The 17,192-nt window shown below is 54.7% G+C and carries 13 protein-coding genes and 1 pseudogene; 4 read left to right on the top strand and 10 right to left on the bottom strand.

Going from position 1 to position 17,192, the window contains the following annotated elements:
* Positions 1–68 precede the first annotated feature (68 nt).
* From ACA108_11555 to ACA108_11540, 4 genes and pseudogenes are all read left to right on the top strand, one after another.
* Positions 69–2,033, top strand: a complete 1,965-nt coding sequence (locus tag ACA108_11555; GenBank protein XEX98083.1) for a U32 family peptidase — start codon at positions 69–71, stop codon at positions 2,031–2,033.
* A 428-nt stretch (positions 2,034–2,461) separates the two neighbouring features.
* Positions 2,462–3,331 carry a crotonase/enoyl-CoA hydratase family protein gene (locus ACA108_11550; protein ID XEX94059.1) on the top strand — a complete coding sequence of 290 codons (870 nt, stop codon included), beginning with the start codon at positions 2,462–2,464 and terminating at the stop codon, positions 3,329–3,331.
* A 228-nt stretch (positions 3,332–3,559) separates the two neighbouring features.
* Positions 3,560–3,655 (top strand): annotated as a pseudogene (locus ACA108_11545) (type VI secretion system tube protein Hcp).
* Between the two features lie 134 nt (positions 3,656–3,789).
* Positions 3,790–4,083: a hypothetical protein gene (locus ACA108_11540; GenBank protein XEX94058.1), complete on the top strand. Its 294-nt coding sequence runs from the start codon at positions 3,790–3,792 to the stop codon at positions 4,081–4,083.
* Positions 4,084–4,128: 45 nt separating this feature from the next.
* On the opposite strand, the gene ACA108_11535 is transcribed toward ACA108_11540, so the two are convergent.
* The 10 genes from ACA108_11535 to sapA all read right to left on the bottom strand — a co-directional run bounded on the left by ACA108_11535 (position 4,129) and on the right by sapA (position 17,086).
* Complete coding sequence (locus ACA108_11535) at positions 4,129–4,917, bottom strand: lipopolysaccharide core heptose(II) kinase RfaY (protein XEX94057.1); 789 nt, start codon at positions 4,915–4,917, stop codon at positions 4,129–4,131.
* Positions 4,918–5,020: 103 nt separating this feature from the next.
* Positions 5,021–7,012: a cyclic di-GMP phosphodiesterase gene (gene pdeR / locus ACA108_11530; protein ID XEX94056.1), complete on the bottom strand. Its 1,992-nt coding sequence runs from the start codon at positions 7,010–7,012 to the stop codon at positions 5,021–5,023.
* A 343-nt stretch (positions 7,013–7,355) separates the two neighbouring features.
* A complete protein-coding gene (locus tag ACA108_11525) occupies positions 7,356–9,290 on the bottom strand; it encodes an exoribonuclease II (protein XEX94055.1) in 1,935 nt (644 codons plus the stop codon).
* An 83-nt stretch (positions 9,291–9,373) separates the two neighbouring features.
* Complete coding sequence (locus ACA108_11520) at positions 9,374–10,549, bottom strand: CMD domain-containing protein (protein ID XEX94054.1); 1,176 nt, start codon at positions 10,547–10,549, stop codon at positions 9,374–9,376.
* A 199-nt stretch (positions 10,550–10,748) separates the two neighbouring features.
* Entirely contained in the window at positions 10,749–11,537 is a 789-nt protein-coding gene (gene fabI, locus ACA108_11515) for an enoyl-ACP reductase FabI (protein XEX94053.1), read from the bottom strand.
* Positions 11,538–11,808: 271 nt separating this feature from the next.
* Positions 11,809–12,615 carry a putrescine export ABC transporter ATP-binding protein SapF gene (gene sapF, locus ACA108_11510; protein XEX94052.1) on the bottom strand — a complete coding sequence of 269 codons (807 nt, stop codon included), beginning with the start codon at positions 12,613–12,615 and terminating at the stop codon, positions 11,809–11,811.
* A complete protein-coding gene (sapD, locus tag ACA108_11505) occupies positions 12,615–13,607 on the bottom strand; it encodes a putrescine export ABC transporter ATP-binding protein SapD (protein ID XEX94051.1) in 993 nt (330 codons plus the stop codon). Before sapD ends, sapF begins: the two co-directional genes overlap by 1 nt.
* The gene (sapC, locus tag ACA108_11500) at positions 13,607–14,497 is read right to left on the bottom strand and encodes a putrescine export ABC transporter permease SapC (protein XEX94050.1); all 891 of its coding nucleotides are present in this window, start codon (positions 14,495–14,497) and stop codon (positions 13,607–13,609) included. The genes sapD and sapC overlap by 1 nt, the downstream gene beginning before the upstream one ends.
* On the bottom strand, positions 14,484–15,449 hold the full coding sequence (gene sapB, locus ACA108_11495) for a putrescine export ABC transporter permease SapB (GenBank protein XEX94049.1): 966 nt from the start codon (positions 15,447–15,449) through the stop codon (positions 14,484–14,486). The genes sapC and sapB overlap by 14 nt, the downstream gene beginning before the upstream one ends.
* Positions 15,446–17,086, bottom strand: a complete 1,641-nt coding sequence (gene sapA / locus ACA108_11490; protein ID XEX94048.1) for an ABC transporter substrate-binding protein SapA — start codon at positions 17,084–17,086, stop codon at positions 15,446–15,448. Before sapA ends, sapB begins: the two co-directional genes overlap by 4 nt.
* Positions 17,087–17,192 lie beyond the last annotated feature (106 nt).

Below are 17,192 nucleotides of genomic sequence, written 5' to 3'. Positions count from 1 at the left end.
CCCCTGTTTTTAAGGCGTCTTTCTGACTACAATAGCCGCCTTTCGCCATCAGACAGAAAATGAACAATATGCGCCTGCACGCAAATCATCTTGAATTACTCAGCCCCGCCCGCGACGCCGACATTGCCCGTGAAGCTATTCTGCATGGCGCAGATGCGGTTTACATCGGCGGCCCTGGTTTTGGCGCGCGCCACAACGCGGGCAACAGCCTGCGCGACCTGGCCGAACTGGTGCCGTTTGCCCATCGCTACGGCGCGAAAATCTTCGTCACGCTGAACACCATTCTCCATGATAATGAGCTGGAACCGGCGCGCCTGATGATCCACGATCTTTATCAGGTGGGCGTCGATGCGCTAATCGTGCAGGACATGGGCGTAATGGAAATGGACCTGCCGCCCATTGAAATTCACGCCAGCACGCAGTGTGACATCCGCAGCGTAGAAAAAGCCAAGTTTCTGTCTGACGTTGGCTTCTCGCAGATTGTTCTGGCCCGCGAGCTGAACCTGGACCAGATCCGCGCCATTCACCAGAACGTTGATGCGACCATCGAATTCTTTATTCACGGTGCGCTCTGCGTGGCCTATTCCGGGCAGTGCAATATTTCACACGCCCAGACGGGCCGCAGCGCAAACCGTGGCGACTGCTCGCAGGCCTGCCGCCTGCCTTACACTTTGAAAGATGATCAGGGCCGCGTGGTCGCCTTTGAAAAACATCTCCTGTCGATGAAAGATAACGACCAGAGCGCCAACCTTGCGGCGCTGGTAGAGGCGGGTGTACGCTCCTTCAAGATTGAAGGGCGTTACAAAGATATGAGCTATGTGAAAAACATTACCTCTTATTATCGTCAGCTGCTTGATGAGCTGATGGAGAGCCGTACCGACCTGGTTCGCGCCTCTTCGGGCCGCACGTCCCACTTCTTTATTCCGTCCCCGGATAAAACGTTCCACCGTGGCAGCACCGACTACTTCGTGAATGAACGTAAAATCGACATTGGCGCCTTTGACTCCCCGAAATTCATCGGCCTGCAGGTGGGTGAAGTGCTGAAGGTTGGCAAAGATCATCTGGACGTTGCCGTTAAGGATGAACTAACCAACGGCGACGGTCTGAACGTGCTGATCAAACGTGAAATCGTTGGCTTCCGCGCGAACACCGTCGAGAAAACGGGTAAAAATCAGTATCGCGTCTGGCCGAATGAAATGCCGGAGACGCTGAAAAATCTGCGCTCACACCATCCGCTGAACCGCAACCTCGACCATAACTGGCAGCAGGCGCTGCTGAAAACCTCCAGCGAAAGGCGAGTGGCGGTGGATATGGAGCTGAGCGGCTGGCAGGAGCAGCTGGTACTGACGCTGACCAGCGAAGAGGGCGTGAGTATAACGAAAACGCTTGAGGGGCAGTTTGAAGCCGCGAACAACCCGCAAAAAGCCTATGACAATCTGCGCGACGGTCTGACTAAGCTCGGGCAGACCATGTACTCCGCGCGCCAGGTCAACATCACCTTGCCTGAGCCGTACTTTGTCCCGAACAGCCTGCTAAACCAGCTTCGCCGTGATGCGGTCGATGCGCTGACTGAAGCGCGTTTAGCGCAGTATCAGCGCGGCTCCCGCAAAGCGGTTTCGGTACCTGCGCCGGTATATCCTGAAGAGCACCTGACGTTTCTTGCTAACGTCTACAACCACAAAGCGCGCGAGTTTTATCAGCGCTATGGCGTGAAGCTTATTGATGCCGCGTATGAAGCCCACGAAGAGAAGGGCGAAGTGCCGGTAATGATCACCAAACACTGCCTGCGCTTTGCGTTTAACCTCTGCCCGAAGCAGGCGAAAGGCAATATCAAGAGCTGGCGCGCTACCCCAATGCAGCTGGTCCACGGCGACGAGGTGCTGACGCTGAAGTTCGACTGCCGTCCGTGCGAGATGCACGTCATCGGCAAGATGAAAAATCATATTCTTAAGATGCCGCTCCCCGGCAGCATCGTGGCGACCATCAGCCCGGACGAACTGATGAAAACCCTGCCGGGAAAAGCCAAAGGCTAACGCATCCCTAAGCTAAAAAGTACACACGAACGCCCATTCCGATGGGCGTTCGATTACTGACAAAGAAGGAAAAAGCGTGGTTTTTCCTTCTTTGTGGTAAGCAGGCGAAAATCAATGAATTGATTTTCCTTGTTATCTATTCGGTGAGATCTTTGCGAAATTCGTTCGCTGTAGGTTTGTCATCAGTCTGAAACGCCCATTCCGATGGGCGTTTTTTTGGGCTTCGATCCTGATACATAGATAAATAATCTTTCGGTTTGGTCATCTGGTCCGATAAGTCGTGGGAAAGTAATGGCGGTAGAAAAATAACCGCAAAGCGGGACAAACAGAAACTATTGTTTGCCCATGCACGGCGGTAATTGACTGCTTTGCAACGCGATCTAAGGCTCCTTAGATCGTTCTCCCACCCTGAAACCCAGGATTAAAAGATGACAGTACTAAACCAACCAACCTGCAAATTGTTTACCGATACTGCACGTTTTACTCAGCTGTCGGGTTATTACGAAGAAGAGCGCCGCACGGTGTGGATGATGCTGCGGGCGCAGCCGCGGCCGTGCTTTAACCACGTCCTGATCGAAGAGATCATGAACCTTAGCTATCTGGTCCAGCAGTCGGGATTTGAGGTGGACTTTTGGGTTACCGGCTCGCTGGTCCAGGGGATGTACAATACCGGCGGCGACCTGGGCTTTTTCGTCGAGACCATACGGCAGGGGCGGCGTGAAGCTTTGCGGGCGTATGCTCGCGCCTGTGTCGATTGCGTTCATGCCGCCTCACGCGGTTTTGATACCGGCGCGATAAGCCTGGCGATGGTCGAAGGCAGCGCTCTGGGCGGCGGCTTTGAAGCGGCGCTTGCGCATCATTTTATTCTGGCACAGCGCGATGCGCGGCTGGGCTTCCCGGAAATTGCCTTCAATCTCTTCCCAGGGATGGGCGGCTATTCGCTGGTGGCCAGGCGCTCCGGCATGAAGCTCGCGGAAGATCTTATCTATAAAGGGGAGTCCCATACTGCGGAATGGTACGAACAGTACGGTTTAGTCGATGTATTGTTTGAACCTGACCAGGGCTACGTGGCAACCCGTACCTTTATCGATACGCTGCAGCCCAAGCTGAACGGCGTGCGAGCCATGCTCCGTGCTCGTCAGCGCGTCCTCCAGCTGCCAAGGGCAGAACTGATGGATATTACGGAAGATTGGGTAGATGCAGCGTTCTGCCTGCAGCCGAAGGATATTGCCTATATGGAAAGGCTGGTGCAGCTGCAAAATCGCCATACCTCGACCGCCCTGCGTAAAGCAAGCTAGCCTCTACAAAAGTAAGTAATACGGCTACGGGCCTGCCGTTCTTGACGCCGTTTCTTAACTGCGGCGTCTTATTATAATGAATACCGATGCGTATTATTTGATGCAGTGTTATTCATGCGCCCAATATTATTGGTCGTCACATCACTCAAATAAATAATAATAATTACATTTTTATAATTAGTTAATAGTGTTAATATTGAAGCTCAGCTCATATATAAGAGGTTTAAAATGGCTATGCCCGCTTACCTTTGGCTCAAAGATGATGGTGGTGCTGATATTAAAGGCGCAGTTGATGTCGCTGGTCGTGAACACAGTATAGAAATTTTCGACTTCATCCGGCCGGTTATCAGGGAATCAGTAAGGGCTGCATTACCTTACCCGTAAATCAGATTATCTATTATTACGCGAAGCGCTATTAAATTTGGCCCCGTTCATGGCCACTCCATCGCTTAGAGCATATGGCACAATACAGGTATATTGATGAAGCCTTTTCAATTTGTTATATTCTGGTTGGTTTTTTTATTTCATATTTCCTTTTCGTCCTGATTGGTTATCTAATTATACCCGAAGGTGTTTTGTTGGATGTTGCGATATATTATAAAGTCGATCTCACGAATGAAGCTTGGGATGATTTTATGGGTATTTTAATCTTTATCGGGGCTGCTTTTGTTAACGCGTTGTTTATATGGGGTGTGGTATGGTTTTATCAACGTGCGAAGGCGGTAGTTGGTCATGCCCCGTTAACAAAATAATCCTTGCCATTTTTTGACGCCGTTTTTTTACCTGCGGCGTATTCCTCAGGCTACCTGATTTATTTCAGGGTTGCCTTTTCGAACTTTCAGTTTATTATCGCGGCGCATCTTTTTTGCCACTATCACTTTCTGCCATATTCCCGTAGCTTCAAACGGGACGCCTATTCTCAGATTCATGGTTAAATTATCTTCGACGGCGCGCTTTTTATTATACGGTTTGCCACACAGGTCGATAATTCTAATACCTTCGTCACTCATGATAAAATTATCTTTGTGCGCGTCACCTGAGATAATTTCCAACTCATGCATCTTCTGAACTGCAGTCTTTAGTTCGTTCTTCATATCACGGGTAATAACCGGGAGTTTCGACAATTCTTTGCCCGGAATATACTCAAACAGCATTATGGAAACTTTGGCAAAGTTAATAAAGCGTCGCTCTGCCAGTAAAAAAAAGTCGTTAGGAAAATGAAACCCACAGTTTCGGGCATAGTCGATTTTTTTGATAAGATTGACGTTATAACTTGCCGTAAACAGAGATTTTATGAAGCGTTCTATCAGTTTAGTTCCCGGCGCGTAAATTTTCATGACGTACGGGCCGTGTTGAGTATTCAAAAGTGAAACGTGGGTATGCGACTCACTTTTGAATACTTTGGTAACGCTGATGGATTTTAAATTGCATGTCAATATGTCATCAAATATTTCAATGAACTTGCGATCGCCATCTTTTACGTAAGTATGAAAGCCTTTATGCCTGAGCTTCTTTATCATCGTTGCGCCCATTCTGAAGGTAAATACAGGGGAACGCCAGCGGCGCTGGCGAAGGGTAAATAACAATTTCTCCAGATATATTGACCTATAGGCTACGTATGACAAGCCTGGAATTGTTTAATAATAAATTGCCGGGCTAAGCTGCAGGGATCCTCTACCGTTCAAAGAGTCAGCGTGCCGTCCGCGCCTGATAACGTTTAAACCAGCGTTCAAAGGCGGCGGCGGGCATTGGCTTAGCAAAGAGATAACCCTGCCGTTCGTTGACGCCGTTTTTCGTCAGGAACGAATCTTCTTTTTGGCTCTCCACGCCTTCGGCAATCACCTGAAGATTCAGCGCCTGGGCCACGGCAACGATGGCACGAACCAGCGACTGCGAAACGGACTGCTTGTGAATATCCCGCACAAATGCCTGGTCGAGTTTGATCGCGTCAATCGGGAAGCGGGCGAGCTGCGAAAGGGAGGAGTAACCGGTACCGAAGTCGTCCAGGTGAACCTGCGCGCCGAGTTTGCTGAACTGCTGGATCACCGACAGCGCCAGCTCCTCGTTTTCAATCAGGCAACTCTCCGTCAGCTCTACGTCTATCGGGCAGTATTCAAAATTCAGATCCTTCAGCGCCTGCTTCAGATCGCTGAATATGGTCTGGTCAGCCAGCTGGCGGGCGGAGACGTTCACCGCCACGCGCAGGTTAATGCCTTTGTCACGCCACTTTGCGACCTGTTGCACCACGCTCAGCATTACCCAGCGGCCCAGCGGCACAATCAGGCCGGACTCCTCGGCGTAGGAAATAAAGTCGAGCGGGGGAATCAAACCGCGCTCTGGGGACTGCCAGCGTACGAGCGCCTCAAGGCTGCGGACTTCCCCACGCCAGGTCATTTTTGGCTGGTAGTGAATAACGAGCTGGTCTTTTTCCAGCGCCTTACGCAGATTGGTGTCCAGCCAGAGATACTCAAAGACGCGCTGGTTCATATCCGGCGAAAAGACGCAGAATTTACCGCGTCCGCTCTCTTTCGCCGTATACATTGCCGTATCGGCATTTCGGATCAGGCTTTCGCGATCATCACCGTGCTGCGGAGCAAGAGAAATGCCCAGCGAACAGCCGGTATAGACCTCAATCAGGCCGATGCGGAAGGGGGTTTTGAGTCGCGTAAGAATGCGCGAGGACATCGCCTCAAGCGTTGCCTGGGATGTGTCGGACGCCAGCACGATAAACTCATCGCCCCCCAGTCTTGCCAGTACCTGCCCTTCTTCAAGGCAGCTTAATATTGCCAGCGATACGGCCTGCAGAAGCTGATCGCCAAACATATGGCCGTAGGCATCGTTCACTTTCTTAAAGTTATCGAGATCCAGATAGACAACGCCTACCTGGCCCGCGCCGCGGTTTTCTATCGCGGAGCTGATCAAATCGTGAATGGCATTTCTGTTGGGCAGGCCGGTGATTGTATCCGTGTTGGCCAGCACGCGCAGACGTTCCTGAGCCCGGCGTTCTTCGGTAATGTCGGTGCCGGAACAAATCAGATAGATTTCGTTTTTGCCGCTGCCGCTGTGCACGAATTTATTGCGGAAGAGAAATAGCCGCTGGCCCTTGCGGGTTTTGATCCAGCGCTCCACTTCGTAGGAGTTACCATTGCGGAAAAAGCCGCTGATATTGCGCCTCGAGGCGGCGGCTTCGCTGCGGCTCATAAACAGCTTAAACACGTTCTGGCCGATAACCTCCTGCTCTTTCAGCCCGGTGTACTCTTCGCTGAGGCGATTAAAGCGCTGGATATTGCCCTGGCGGTCCAGAATGACGATAACTGAGTTAGCTTCGGAAACAACCTGCTCTGCGAAAGAGAGGCCCTGGGCCAGGTCGCGGGCGACGGAAGGGGTGTCGTGCCAGGCGGAGGCCGTGCCCGCCCATTCACGCTTTGAGACCTTCCGCCCTACAAGGTGGACGGGCACTTCAGCACCGAACAGTGAGATGGACATGGTGATGCTTGAGGTGATGACGGTCATGCGGCGAATATCATCTGCCTGCTCCGGTGTCAACGCCACAACCTGGCTGGTATCGGCTTGTTCATGAGCGGCAAGTTGCAGAGCATTGCTGTCCAGAAGCAATCGCCAGTATGGACTGGTTGTCCCTAAATAACGGTAAAGCAGGTTCTGCTCCATCTCGTCTTTCATGCTTTCTCCTGAACAGATGCATGGCGCGTCAGTTTAGTATTTATATTAGCAACATATAGCCAATGTCAGGCGTGCGATAGCCGTTAAAAAAATGAGAATTGCGTTAACCGTCAGAAAAATAGTACGAAGGTGCATATTTTCTGGCGTCATGTGGGCGTGAGGGTGATAAAAAGCACCGATAATAGCTTATTAATTTACAGGTGAAATTATAATTAAAGCAATGATATATTCAATGTCGGATAAAAAAACAGCGGCTTTTTGAGCATGAAATAAAGGGAGGCGAGGGCGTCAGAAAAGAAAAAGGCTGAATATTCATTCAGCCTTTGTGCGTCGTTATGAAAAACTAAACGGCGGGACGGGCGATCACGCTGCGGGTTTCCATGCGCACTTCGGCGATGGTTACGTCGATAACGTCAGTCACTTTGAAAGCCACTTCGCCTTTGATCTGGACGGTACCCTGCTCCTGGCTGCAAACCATTTCATCACGCACGGCGTGTATGAACGGGGCAGGAATAAATGCCACGGCCCCGTTGTCCACCAGGCGCACGCGCATACCGCCGCGGCTGACATCAATGATTTCGGCGGCGAAACGGGTGTCCGTGCCAGCCTTGTCCTTCAGGAAGCGGGCGTACAGCCAGTCGCCAACGTCGCGCTCGGCCATACGGTTCAGGCGGCGACGCTCGGCCATCTGGACGGTGGCTTCAGCGGCAGGGCGGTCGATGGTTTCACCTTTGATAATCGCCTTTAGCAGGCGGTGGTTAATCATGTCGCCGTATTTACGGATCGGTGAGGTCCAGGTCGCATAGGCTTCCAGGCCAAGGCCGAAGTGCGGGCCAGGCTCGGTGCTGATTTCAGCGAAGGACTGGTAGCGGCGGATGCGGCTGTCGAGGAAGCCTGTCGGCTGGGCGTCCAGCTCGCGGCGCAGCTTGCAGAAGCCGTCCAGCGTGAGTACTTCCTGCGCGTCGACGGTCAGACCGTGCCCTGCCAGCATGGTTGCCAGCTGCTCGGTGTTGGCCGGATCGAAGCCGGTATGCACATTGTAAATACCGAAGCCGAGCCTGTCGCGCAGCACAACGGCGGCGCAGACGTTCGCGGCAATCATCGCTTCTTCAACGATGCGGTTAGCGATACGGCGTGGCTCAGAGACGATATCCAGCACTTCGCCTTTCTCACCCAGCACGAAGCGGTAGTCAGGGCGGTCCTTAAAGACCAGCGCATGGTTGTGGCGCCATTCGCCGCGGCTTAAGCAGATACGCTGCAGCAGGCGAATTTGTTGGGCTATTTCGTCATTCTGCGGCTGCCATTCGCCTTTGCCTTCCAGCCAGTCGGACACTTCGTCATAAACCAGTTTGGCCTTCGACTCGATGGTGGCGGCAAAGAAGTGAATGTCGCTGGCAATAGCGCCATCCTGTTCGATCGTCATGCGGCAGGCGACGACGGGGCGGGTGACGTTGGCGCGCAGAGAGCAGAGGTCGTCTGACAGCTCACGCGGCAGCATCGGAATATTAAAACCCGGCAGGTAATTGGTGAACGCACGCACTTTGGCGATATTGTCCAGCATGCTGCCTTCGGCTATCCACGCGGTCGGATCGGCGATGGCAACGGTCAGCTGAAGCCTGCCGTCTGCCAGTTCTTGGACATACAGCGCATCGTCCATATCTTCGGTGCTGGCGCTGTCGATAGTGACAAAGTTAAGCGCGGTCAAATCTTCACGCACCAGTCCATCGTCCAGCATCTCGGTCGCCGCGCCGTCCGGCGCTTCACGCTCAAGATTATGACGGGAAAGGGTGACCCACCACGGTGCGAGATGATCGTCGCCGAAGGTAATGTACTGGGTCAGCTCGGCGTAGAAGCCGCGGTCGCCTTTCAGAGGGTGGCGTTTCATTTCCGCCACGGCCCAGTCGCCGTTCTGGAAATCATGCGTAACGTTACGGTCAGCCCGACACTGAATCGCGTCTTTTAACAGAGGATGGTCCGGTACGATGGACAGGCGGTCGTCTTTACGCTGGACGCGGCCAACGAAGCGGGTGAGAAACGGCTCGATAAGCTCTTCTGGCTCCGCGGACTCCCGGTCTTTATCCGAATGGATCACTGCGCTGACCCGGTCGCCGTGCATCACTTTTTTCATCTGCGGCGGCGGAATAAAGTAGCTTTTCTGGGAGTCGACTTCGAGGAAGCCAAAGCCTTTTTCAGTACCTTTTACCACGCCTTCAACGCGTGGAGTCTGGGAATGCAGTTGCTGTTTTAGCTGCGCGAGCAGCGGGTTATCCTGAAACATATTATTTAGTTTTCGTGGCCAAAAGAGCGGCTGACAGTTTTACGCGAATCCGCCCCTGGCAGCAAGTGATGTTTACCGTGAAATCACCCCAGGCGGCTGGGCTGGACGAGGGTGCCGAGACCGATTTTTAGGCGGTTTACCCAGCCAAACAGACCGGCGCTGACCAGCAGCCTCAGAACCTGAGAAGGGGTAAAACCATGATCGAACAAGGGCTGGATATGGGCGGCGCTGAATCTGTCCGGTGCGCGCGTCAACAGCTGCACGGCCTGAATGACAGCCCGTTCACGTGGGTGGTTATGGCTCCATGCCTGGAGCGCGCGCTCGCCGTTGCGCATAGCCTCCGGCAAACCGTTCTCTTCGCCCCACTGTTGTGCAGCCTGAGCAAAGCAGGCAGGGCTGCCGTTGATCCTCGCCGTCAGCATCATGACCAGCTTCTGTTCACCGCTCTGACCCGGGGCGGGCTGCCAGAGCAGGCGAATCAGCTGGCTTAAGCCGTTAAGGGCATGCGCATCGTGGGCCAGCAGCCAGTGCATGCCCTGTAGCGGGCCAAGCGGCTGGCTGACGCTCACTGCCTCAAGCTGCTCTGCCTGGGCGTAGCGCAGCTCGACGGGGGGTAAATCTGCAGCCCAGTCGGCACCTTCCGCGCTGAACAGCTCCACAGCCGCGTCCTGCAGCGTATCCAGACCGGGCAGCCAGCGTACGGGCAGACCCTGAAGCGCCTGCCAGACGGCGATAGCGCGTGCCTGGAAGCCAATAAACCCGATGAGCTGGTTGAAGGTCACCATGTCGTCGACGGACAGGCCTACCTCATCTAAATGGGTCCGGGACGTGCTGTCGATGAGCGTTGGCTGGCTGGCGAGCTGGCGAGCGTACTGGGTAATTTGCGTCAGACGCTGATTGCTTTCGCGGGAGGAGTCAGGCCCGGGCTGAGGAGCAAGACGAGCGGCATAGTGGTTGCACATCCGCTGCACACCGCACACCTGAGCCACGGTTAACGCGGTGCTCAACCTGTCATAGCTGCTCAGCGTGTGCAGGCGAGTCACGGTGACGTTTTCAGGCAGCAGCGTCTGGCCTGCGGTACGGGCCGCGTTAATCCACGAGTGTTCTTCGGCGAGCTGTTGAGGACTTAGCGTCAGGTCGAGTAAAAAACGATCGGCGTGGGCGGCTTCGGGAACTAACGGCAGCGCATCCGCCGGGCAGAGACTTGACTGGGTTTCATGATACCAGTGGTTTTTGCCCAAAATTTGGCGTTGTTCCATGGTCGTTCCTTGGTCAAAGAGTTAACAGGCCTGCCGGAAAGAAGGGGGCCTGGTTCGCTGCTTTATCCTGGCGTAAGCGTGGAAAGTGACAAAAGAATGATCGGTGATAACAAATATCAGTTTGCTATATGGAGAGGTGCGTGGAGGGGGATATGTAGAAAAGTATGGGGCGGACATGGGTCCACCCCATAGTCAAAACTTATTTCAGTTCCAGCTCGTTCATTGCGGCGATACTGAAGCCGCCGTCAACGTGGACCACTTCACCGGAGATACCGGCAGACAGGTCGGAGCACAGGAAGGCAGCAGAGTTACCTACGTCTTCGATGGTCACGGTACGACGAATTGGGGTAACCGCTTCGCAGTGGGCCAGCATTTTACGGAAGTCTTTGATGCCGCTTGCTGCCAGAGTACGGATTGGACCCGCAGAGATGGCGTTAACACGCACGCCTTCTGGACCCATTGCGTTCGCCATGTAGCGCACGTTAGCTTCCAGAGAAGCTTTCGCCAGGCCCATCACGTTGTAGTTAGGGATAGCACGCTCTGCGCCCAGGTAGGACAGAGTAAGCAGCGCAGAACCCGGGTTCAGCATTTCACGGCAAACTTTTGCCATGGCAACGAAGCTATAGGCGCTGATGTCGTGGGCGATTTTGAAGCCGTCACGGGTTACAGCGTTGACGTAGTCGCCGTCCAGCTGATCCGCAGGAGCGAAGCCGATGGAGTGCACGAAGCCGTCAAATTTAGGCCAGCTTTTCGCCAGTTCGGTAAACAGCGCATCGATGCTTTCATCTTCTGCCACGTCGCACGGCAGCACGATGTTTGAGCCCAGCTCAGCAGCGAAACCTTCAACACGGCCTTTCAGTTTGTCGTTTTGATAGGTGAAAGCCAGCTCGGCGCCTTCGCGGTGCATCGCCTGAGCGATACCGTAAGCGATGGAAAGTTTGCTGGCGAGGCCAGTGATCAGAATGCGTTTACCGGTAAGAAAACCCATAGCTTTGAATCCTTATAGTTTCTGCAAATTTATGACTTTAGCATCATGATGTTACTGATTGCTGGTCACAATTATTCAACACGAAACCGAAATTATATCCCACTGACGCCGGGATGTGTCACGTTATTTTTCCACGGCGGGGCGAGTGGTTAACGCCTCGCCAGAGGTCTGAACAGCTGTGCTGCGCTTATCCGGTCTATAAACTACAAACCACAAACTACGAATACGGTTGATGTTGTAGGGTGGATAAGCGCCAGCGTCATCCACCGGGTTAGCGGTCTTTCCGCCACGCATCCGCCGTCAGCGCTTCGCCGAAGTGGCTGGCGATCAGGCGTTTTGTCAGGTCGTGAAGCGGAGAGGCCAGCACGTCGGCGGTTGCGCCACGCTCAACCACTTCGCCCTGATGCATCACCAGCAGCTGGTCGCTGATGTGCTTCATCATGCCGATATGCTGGGTTACATAGACATAGGCGATACCCTGTTTTTCCTGCAGCTCAAGCATCAGGTTGATTAGCTGCGAGCGCATCGACATATCCAGCGAGGCCAGCGCCTGGTCGGCGATGATGACCTTCGGACGCAGGATTAGCGCGCGGGCCAGGCCCAGACGCTGTTTCTGCCCCGGCGCCAGCATGTGCGGATAGTAGCTGGCATGGTCCGGCAGCAGTCCGACCAGACGCAGCGTCTCGACGATTTGCTTATGCCGCGCCTCAGGCTCCATATCGGTATTCAGCCGCAGCGGAAAATCGAGGATTTGCGATATACGCTGGCGCGGGTTCAGGGATGTGCTGGGATCCTGGAAAATCATGCGGATATGCTGGCTGCGGTAAGTGTAGTCCCCGTAGTGCAGCGGATGATCGTCAATCACCAGCTCGCCGCCGGTGGGTTCAATCATGCCCACCAGCATTTTCGCCAGCGTCGATTTCCCTGAACCGTTCTCGCCAATAATCGCCAGCGTTTGTCTTTCGCGCAGGGTAAAGCTCAGCGGCTTGACCGCTTCCACGTGCTGGCGGCGGAACAGGCCAGTGCGGTAGCGAAACGTCTTACTTAAATTACGCACTTCGAGCAGCGTTTCAACCATTACTGACTCTCCATATTCAGCGGGAAGTGACAGGCGTACAGATGCGTTTTTGGCCCGTCAAGGCGCGGTGTTTCAATGCATTTACGCTGGGCGTAAGGACAACGTGGCCCTAAGCGGCAGCCGATGGGCAGATGCTCCAGCAGCGGGATAGCGCCGGGCATGGTATTCAGGCGGCTTTTGTGCGGCATTGAGCTGCCAAAGTCCGGAATGGCCCTGATCAGCGCCTGGGTATAAGGGTGGTGCGGCGTAGCAATCAGGTCTTCGCTGGTGGCGCTCTCTACCGTCTGGCCGCAGTACATGACGTTGATTTTATCCGCCCACTTGCTGAGCATCTGCAGGTCGTGGCTGATAAGCAAAATCGTCGTGTTGTTATACTGGTTAAGCCTGGTGAGCAGCTTAAAAATCTGCGATTGGGTCGTCGGCTCCATGGCGTTGGTCGGCTCATCCGCAATCAGCAGGCGCGGCTGGTTTGCAAGCGCAATGGCGATCATCACCTTCTGGCATTCGCCGTCGGTCAGCTCATAGGGATAGCTGCGCATCGCGTCTTTGTGATCTTTAATGCCCACGCGGTGCAGAAGCTCAATAGCACGACGCTTGCGCCAGCCAAAACGCTTCCACCAGCGGCCTTTATAGGTCCAGCCGGGAATGTTCTGCGTGAGCTGCAGGCCCACTTTTTCGGACGGGTCGAGACAGGACTGGGGCTCCTGGAAAATCATCGACACGTTATGGCCCACCAGACGGCGGCGCTCTCGCGCCGACAGACGAAGCAGGTCTATGTCATCGAAGCGCATACGGTCGGCCGAAATGCGCCAGTTATCTTTGGTCACGCCGCAGATTGCTTTGGCGATCAGGCTTTTCCCCGATCCCGATTCCCCCACCAGACCACGGATTTCGCCTTCATTGAGCGTCATGCTTACGCGGTCAACGGCCTTCACCCAGCCGTCGGAGGTCATAAATTCAATCGTCAGATTGCGGATATCAAGTAGCGGCATTATTGCACCCCCGCGTTAATCGCACGGCGCAGCCCATCGCCCAGCAGATTGACCAGCAGGACGCTAACCATAATCGCCGCTCCCGGCAGCATTACGGTCCAGGGCGCAACATAGATCAGCTCCAGCGCATCGCCCAGCATGGCTCCCCACTCTGGAGAGGGAAGCTGGGCACCGAGATCAAGAAAGCCCAGCGCGGCAATGTCCAGAATCGCCATCGACAGTGCACGGGTCACTTCCGTGACCAGCGTCGCAGCGGTATTGGGCATCACCGCGAACCACAAAATATTCAGCGTTGACGCCCCGTCCAGGCGAGCGGCAACGACATACTCTTTTTCCAGTTCGTCATGCACCGAGCTGTAGACCGAACGTACCATGCGTGGCAACAGCGCCAGCCAGACGGCGAACATGGCATGGATAAGATGCGGACCGGCAAAGGCCACTACAATAATGGCCAGCAGCAGCGACGGTATAGACAGCAGCGTGTCCAGAATGTGATTTAGCACCGCAGAGCGCAGCCCGTGGGTTGCACCTGCAAAGACGCCGAGCACCACGCCAAAAATTGTAGCAGCAAAAGTCACCACGAACGCACCGCCCACGGTCGGGGCCGCGCCGCTGAGCAGGCGGCTTAAAACATCGCGGCCCAGATCATCCGTCCCAAGGAAGAAGGAGACTTCCCCGTAGCGCGACCATGACGGTGGCAGCAGCTGATAGCCAAGGAACTGTTGATCCAGCCCATAGGGTGCAAACAGTCCGCCAAACACGCACAGCAAGACCAGCGCGCCGCAGCCGTACAGGCCAATCATCGCCGGGGTATCGCCGTAGAATTTGCCCCAGGTCAGGCGCAGCGTACTCGGCGGCCGTTTCTCGCGATAGACGCTATCGTAAGGCATACCATTCCTTATGTTTCAGTGGGTTTGCCATTGCACCCAAAATATCGGAAATCACGTTCACGATGATGACCAGCGAGCCAACCACCATCACTCCGGCAGAGATCGCCGCATAGTCCTGCTGGCGAATGGCGTTGATAAGCCAGCGGCCAAGTCCTGGCCAACTGAACACCACTTCAGTGATCATCGCCAGCGTCAGCATGGTCGAAAACTGGAGGCCCAGACGGGGGATCACCGGCGGAAGGGCGTTATGCAGCACGTGGCGGTGTAAAATTGTCAGGCGCGATAAACCGCGCGTAGCGGCAGCGCGAATATAGTTCTGGTCGAAAACTTCTATGGTGCTGAGACGCATCAGGCGAATGACTTCGGTCGTTGGCGCTACGGCCAGCGCTACGACAGGCAGCACCATATGGCGCAGGGCGCTTATGATCATCTCTTCGCGATAGGGCGAGTCGGAAAGCCAGGCGTCAACCAGCGCAAAGCCGGTTACGGATTTTACTTCATAGAGTAGATCAAAGCGGCCTGAAACCGGCAGCCAGCCAAGCGTCAGGGAGAAGAAGAGCGTCAGCAGCAGGGCAAACCAGAAGACCGGGATCGAAAAGCCGACCAGCGCCAGCGCGCTGATAAGCTTGTCCTGCCATCTGAAGCGGGTAATACCCGCCAGCATGCCCACTGGAATGCCAATCAGCAGCGCCAAGCCAAAAGCCAGGATGCAGAGTTCCATGGTCGCCGGGAAGACATCTCGCAGCTGTTCATTGATGGACTGTCCGTTAATGCTTGAAACGCCAAAATCCCAGTGCAGCAAGCTCTCAAACCAGAATACCCAGGCGTTCCAAAGGGAAGCCCCCTGAAGTGGCGCGTGAGGAGTGAAATAGCTCAGGCTGAAGCTGACTATTGCCAGGAACAGCAGCGTGATGAGCAACAGCAGCAAACGTCTTAGGGTGAAGATGATCATGGTTTTTTCACCTCTACGTCTTCGCGGGAGACCCCAGCAAAGGACGCGTTACCAAACGGGCTTAGCACAAGACCTTTAATATCATAACGATAGGCCTGCAGGCGCAATGAAGAGGCCAGCGGGAGCACCGGCAAATCTCTTGCCAGAATATTTTGGGCTTCGTCGTAGGCTTCGATGCGGGACGCGAGCTGCTGGGTGGCAAGTGCCTTTTGCAGCACGGTATCAAACTCAGGGTTACACCAGCGAGCATAGTTGGTCTGTGAGCGGATAGCGGCACAGCTCAGCATCGGACGGAAAAAGCTGTCCGGATCGTTGCTGTCCGTTGCCCAGCCGGCGAGGGTCAGATCGTGGTTCATGTCCATCAGGCGCGCTTCCTGGAAACGCCCCTCGACGGGCACGATCACCACCTTTACGCCAATCTGCGCCATGTCCGCCTGAATGAGTTCAGCGGTTTTCAGCGGGCTTGGATTCCAGGCCTGGGAGCTGGTCGGCACCCACAGGCGCAGTTCAAGATTGCTGATCCCCAGCGCTTTCAGGCGCTGACGCGCCTTTTCAGGATTGTATTCGGTAATTTTCGCGTCGCTGTCGTAGGCCCATGAGGCGCGGGGCAGAATAGACGCGGCGGTTTCAGCCGTACCGTAATAAATGGACTGCATCAGACGCTGGTTATTAATAGCCAGCGCGAGAGCATGGCGAACTTCCGGGTTGTTCAGCGGTGCTTTATTCGTGTTGAAAGCAAGATAGGCAATATTCATGCCCGGACGCAGCGTCAGGCGCAGGCGCGGGTCGTCACGCAGAATCGTTAGCTGACTGGCGGCAGGATAGGCCAGCACATCGCATTCGCCGGTCAGCAGTTTGGACAGGCGCCCGGTGCCGCCGGAGCCTAAATCAAGCACCACCTGCGGCATCAGCGGCACGCCGCGCCAGAACTTAGGGTTACGGGCCAGGCGAACGTACTGCCCGGCACGGTATTCGCTAAGCTGGAACGGACCGGTGCCGACCGGTTGGCGGTCCATCAGCTCCTGACGATCGATTTTTTCGAGCTGTGCCGCATATTCTGCCGACATTACCGAGGCGTAGTGGGTCGCCATATGCCACAGGAACGAGGCGTCTGGCTTCTCGAGCTTAAACTCAACGGTGTTGTTATCCAGCTTGTGGACGCTTTTCACCGAATCCGGGAACTGGAGGCTATCGAAATAAGGATAATTCCCGCCGTTGATGTTGTGCCACGGATGCTTGCGGTTAAAGATACGCTGGAAGCTGAACACCACATCATCGGCGTTCAGGGCACGGGTGGGTTTAAACCACGGCGTAGTCTGGAACTGCACGTTCGGGCGCAGGTGGAAACGGTAGGTCGCGCCGTTATCCAGCACTTCCCAGCTTTGCGCCAGCTCCGGCACCAGTCGGTAAGTGTAAGGATCAACGTCCAGCAGGCGGTCGAACAGCTGTGCGGCAAGCGTGTCGACGGTCAGGCCGCCGCTTGTCATCTGCGGATTAAAGGTGTTGACCTGGCCATTAACGCAATAGACAAACCCACTCTTGCGAATGTCGTCGGGCTTCTGGTCAGGCGTCGCTGCGAGCGCCACGCCGCTGAGGCAGCTCAGAACCAGTAAGAGAGAGGGGATTATTCCACGCATAAGTTTTTGAGTTTTCAAAGGTGATAGCCAAAGTGTATCGCACTCTGCGGAGCTTCCCAAAATATGTCAGGTCGTTTTGCTTTTTTTATAAACAAAGCCCGGTAAA

It is taken from the genome of Dryocola sp. LX212, assembly GCA_041504365.1.
In the GTDB taxonomy this organism is placed as follows: domain Bacteria; phylum Pseudomonadota; class Gammaproteobacteria; order Enterobacterales; family Enterobacteriaceae; genus Dryocola.
Note: the sequence above shows the minus strand (reverse complement) of the source record. Positions and strands in the feature narration are given on the sequence as shown.

Coding starts and splice junctions, on each gene's coding strand:
- ACA108_11525 (XEX94055.1), bottom strand. CDS start 9,290: ATGTTTCAGGATAACCCGCTGCTCGCGCAGCTAAAACAGCAACTGCAT.
- sapD (XEX94051.1), bottom strand. CDS start 13,607: ATGCCGCTACTTGATATCCGCAATCTGACGATTGAATTTATGACCTCC.
- sapB (XEX94049.1), bottom strand. CDS start 15,449: ATGATCATCTTCACCCTAAGACGTTTGCTGCTGTTGCTCATCACGCTG.
- pdeR (XEX94056.1), bottom strand. CDS start 7,012: ATGAAAGACGAGATGGAGCAGAACCTGCTTTACCGTTATTTAGGGACA.
- sapC (XEX94050.1), bottom strand. CDS start 14,497: ATGCCTTACGATAGCGTCTATCGCGAGAAACGGCCGCCGAGTACGCTG.
- ACA108_11550 (XEX94059.1), top strand. CDS start 2,462: ATGACAGTACTAAACCAACCAACCTGCAAATTGTTTACCGATACTGCA.
- sapF (XEX94052.1), bottom strand. CDS start 12,615: ATGGTTGAAACGCTGCTCGAAGTGCGTAATTTAAGTAAGACGTTTCGC.
- ACA108_11520 (XEX94054.1), bottom strand. CDS start 10,549: ATGGAACAACGCCAAATTTTGGGCAAAAACCACTGGTATCATGAAACC.
- sapA (XEX94048.1), bottom strand. CDS start 17,086: ATGCGTGGAATAATCCCCTCTCTCTTACTGGTTCTGAGCTGCCTCAGC.
- fabI (XEX94053.1), bottom strand. CDS start 11,537: ATGGGTTTTCTTACCGGTAAACGCATTCTGATCACTGGCCTCGCCAGC.
- ACA108_11555 (XEX98083.1), top strand. CDS start 69: ATGCGCCTGCACGCAAATCATCTTGAATTACTCAGCCCCGCCCGCGAC.
- ACA108_11540 (XEX94058.1), top strand. CDS start 3,790: ATGGCACAATACAGGTATATTGATGAAGCCTTTTCAATTTGTTATATT.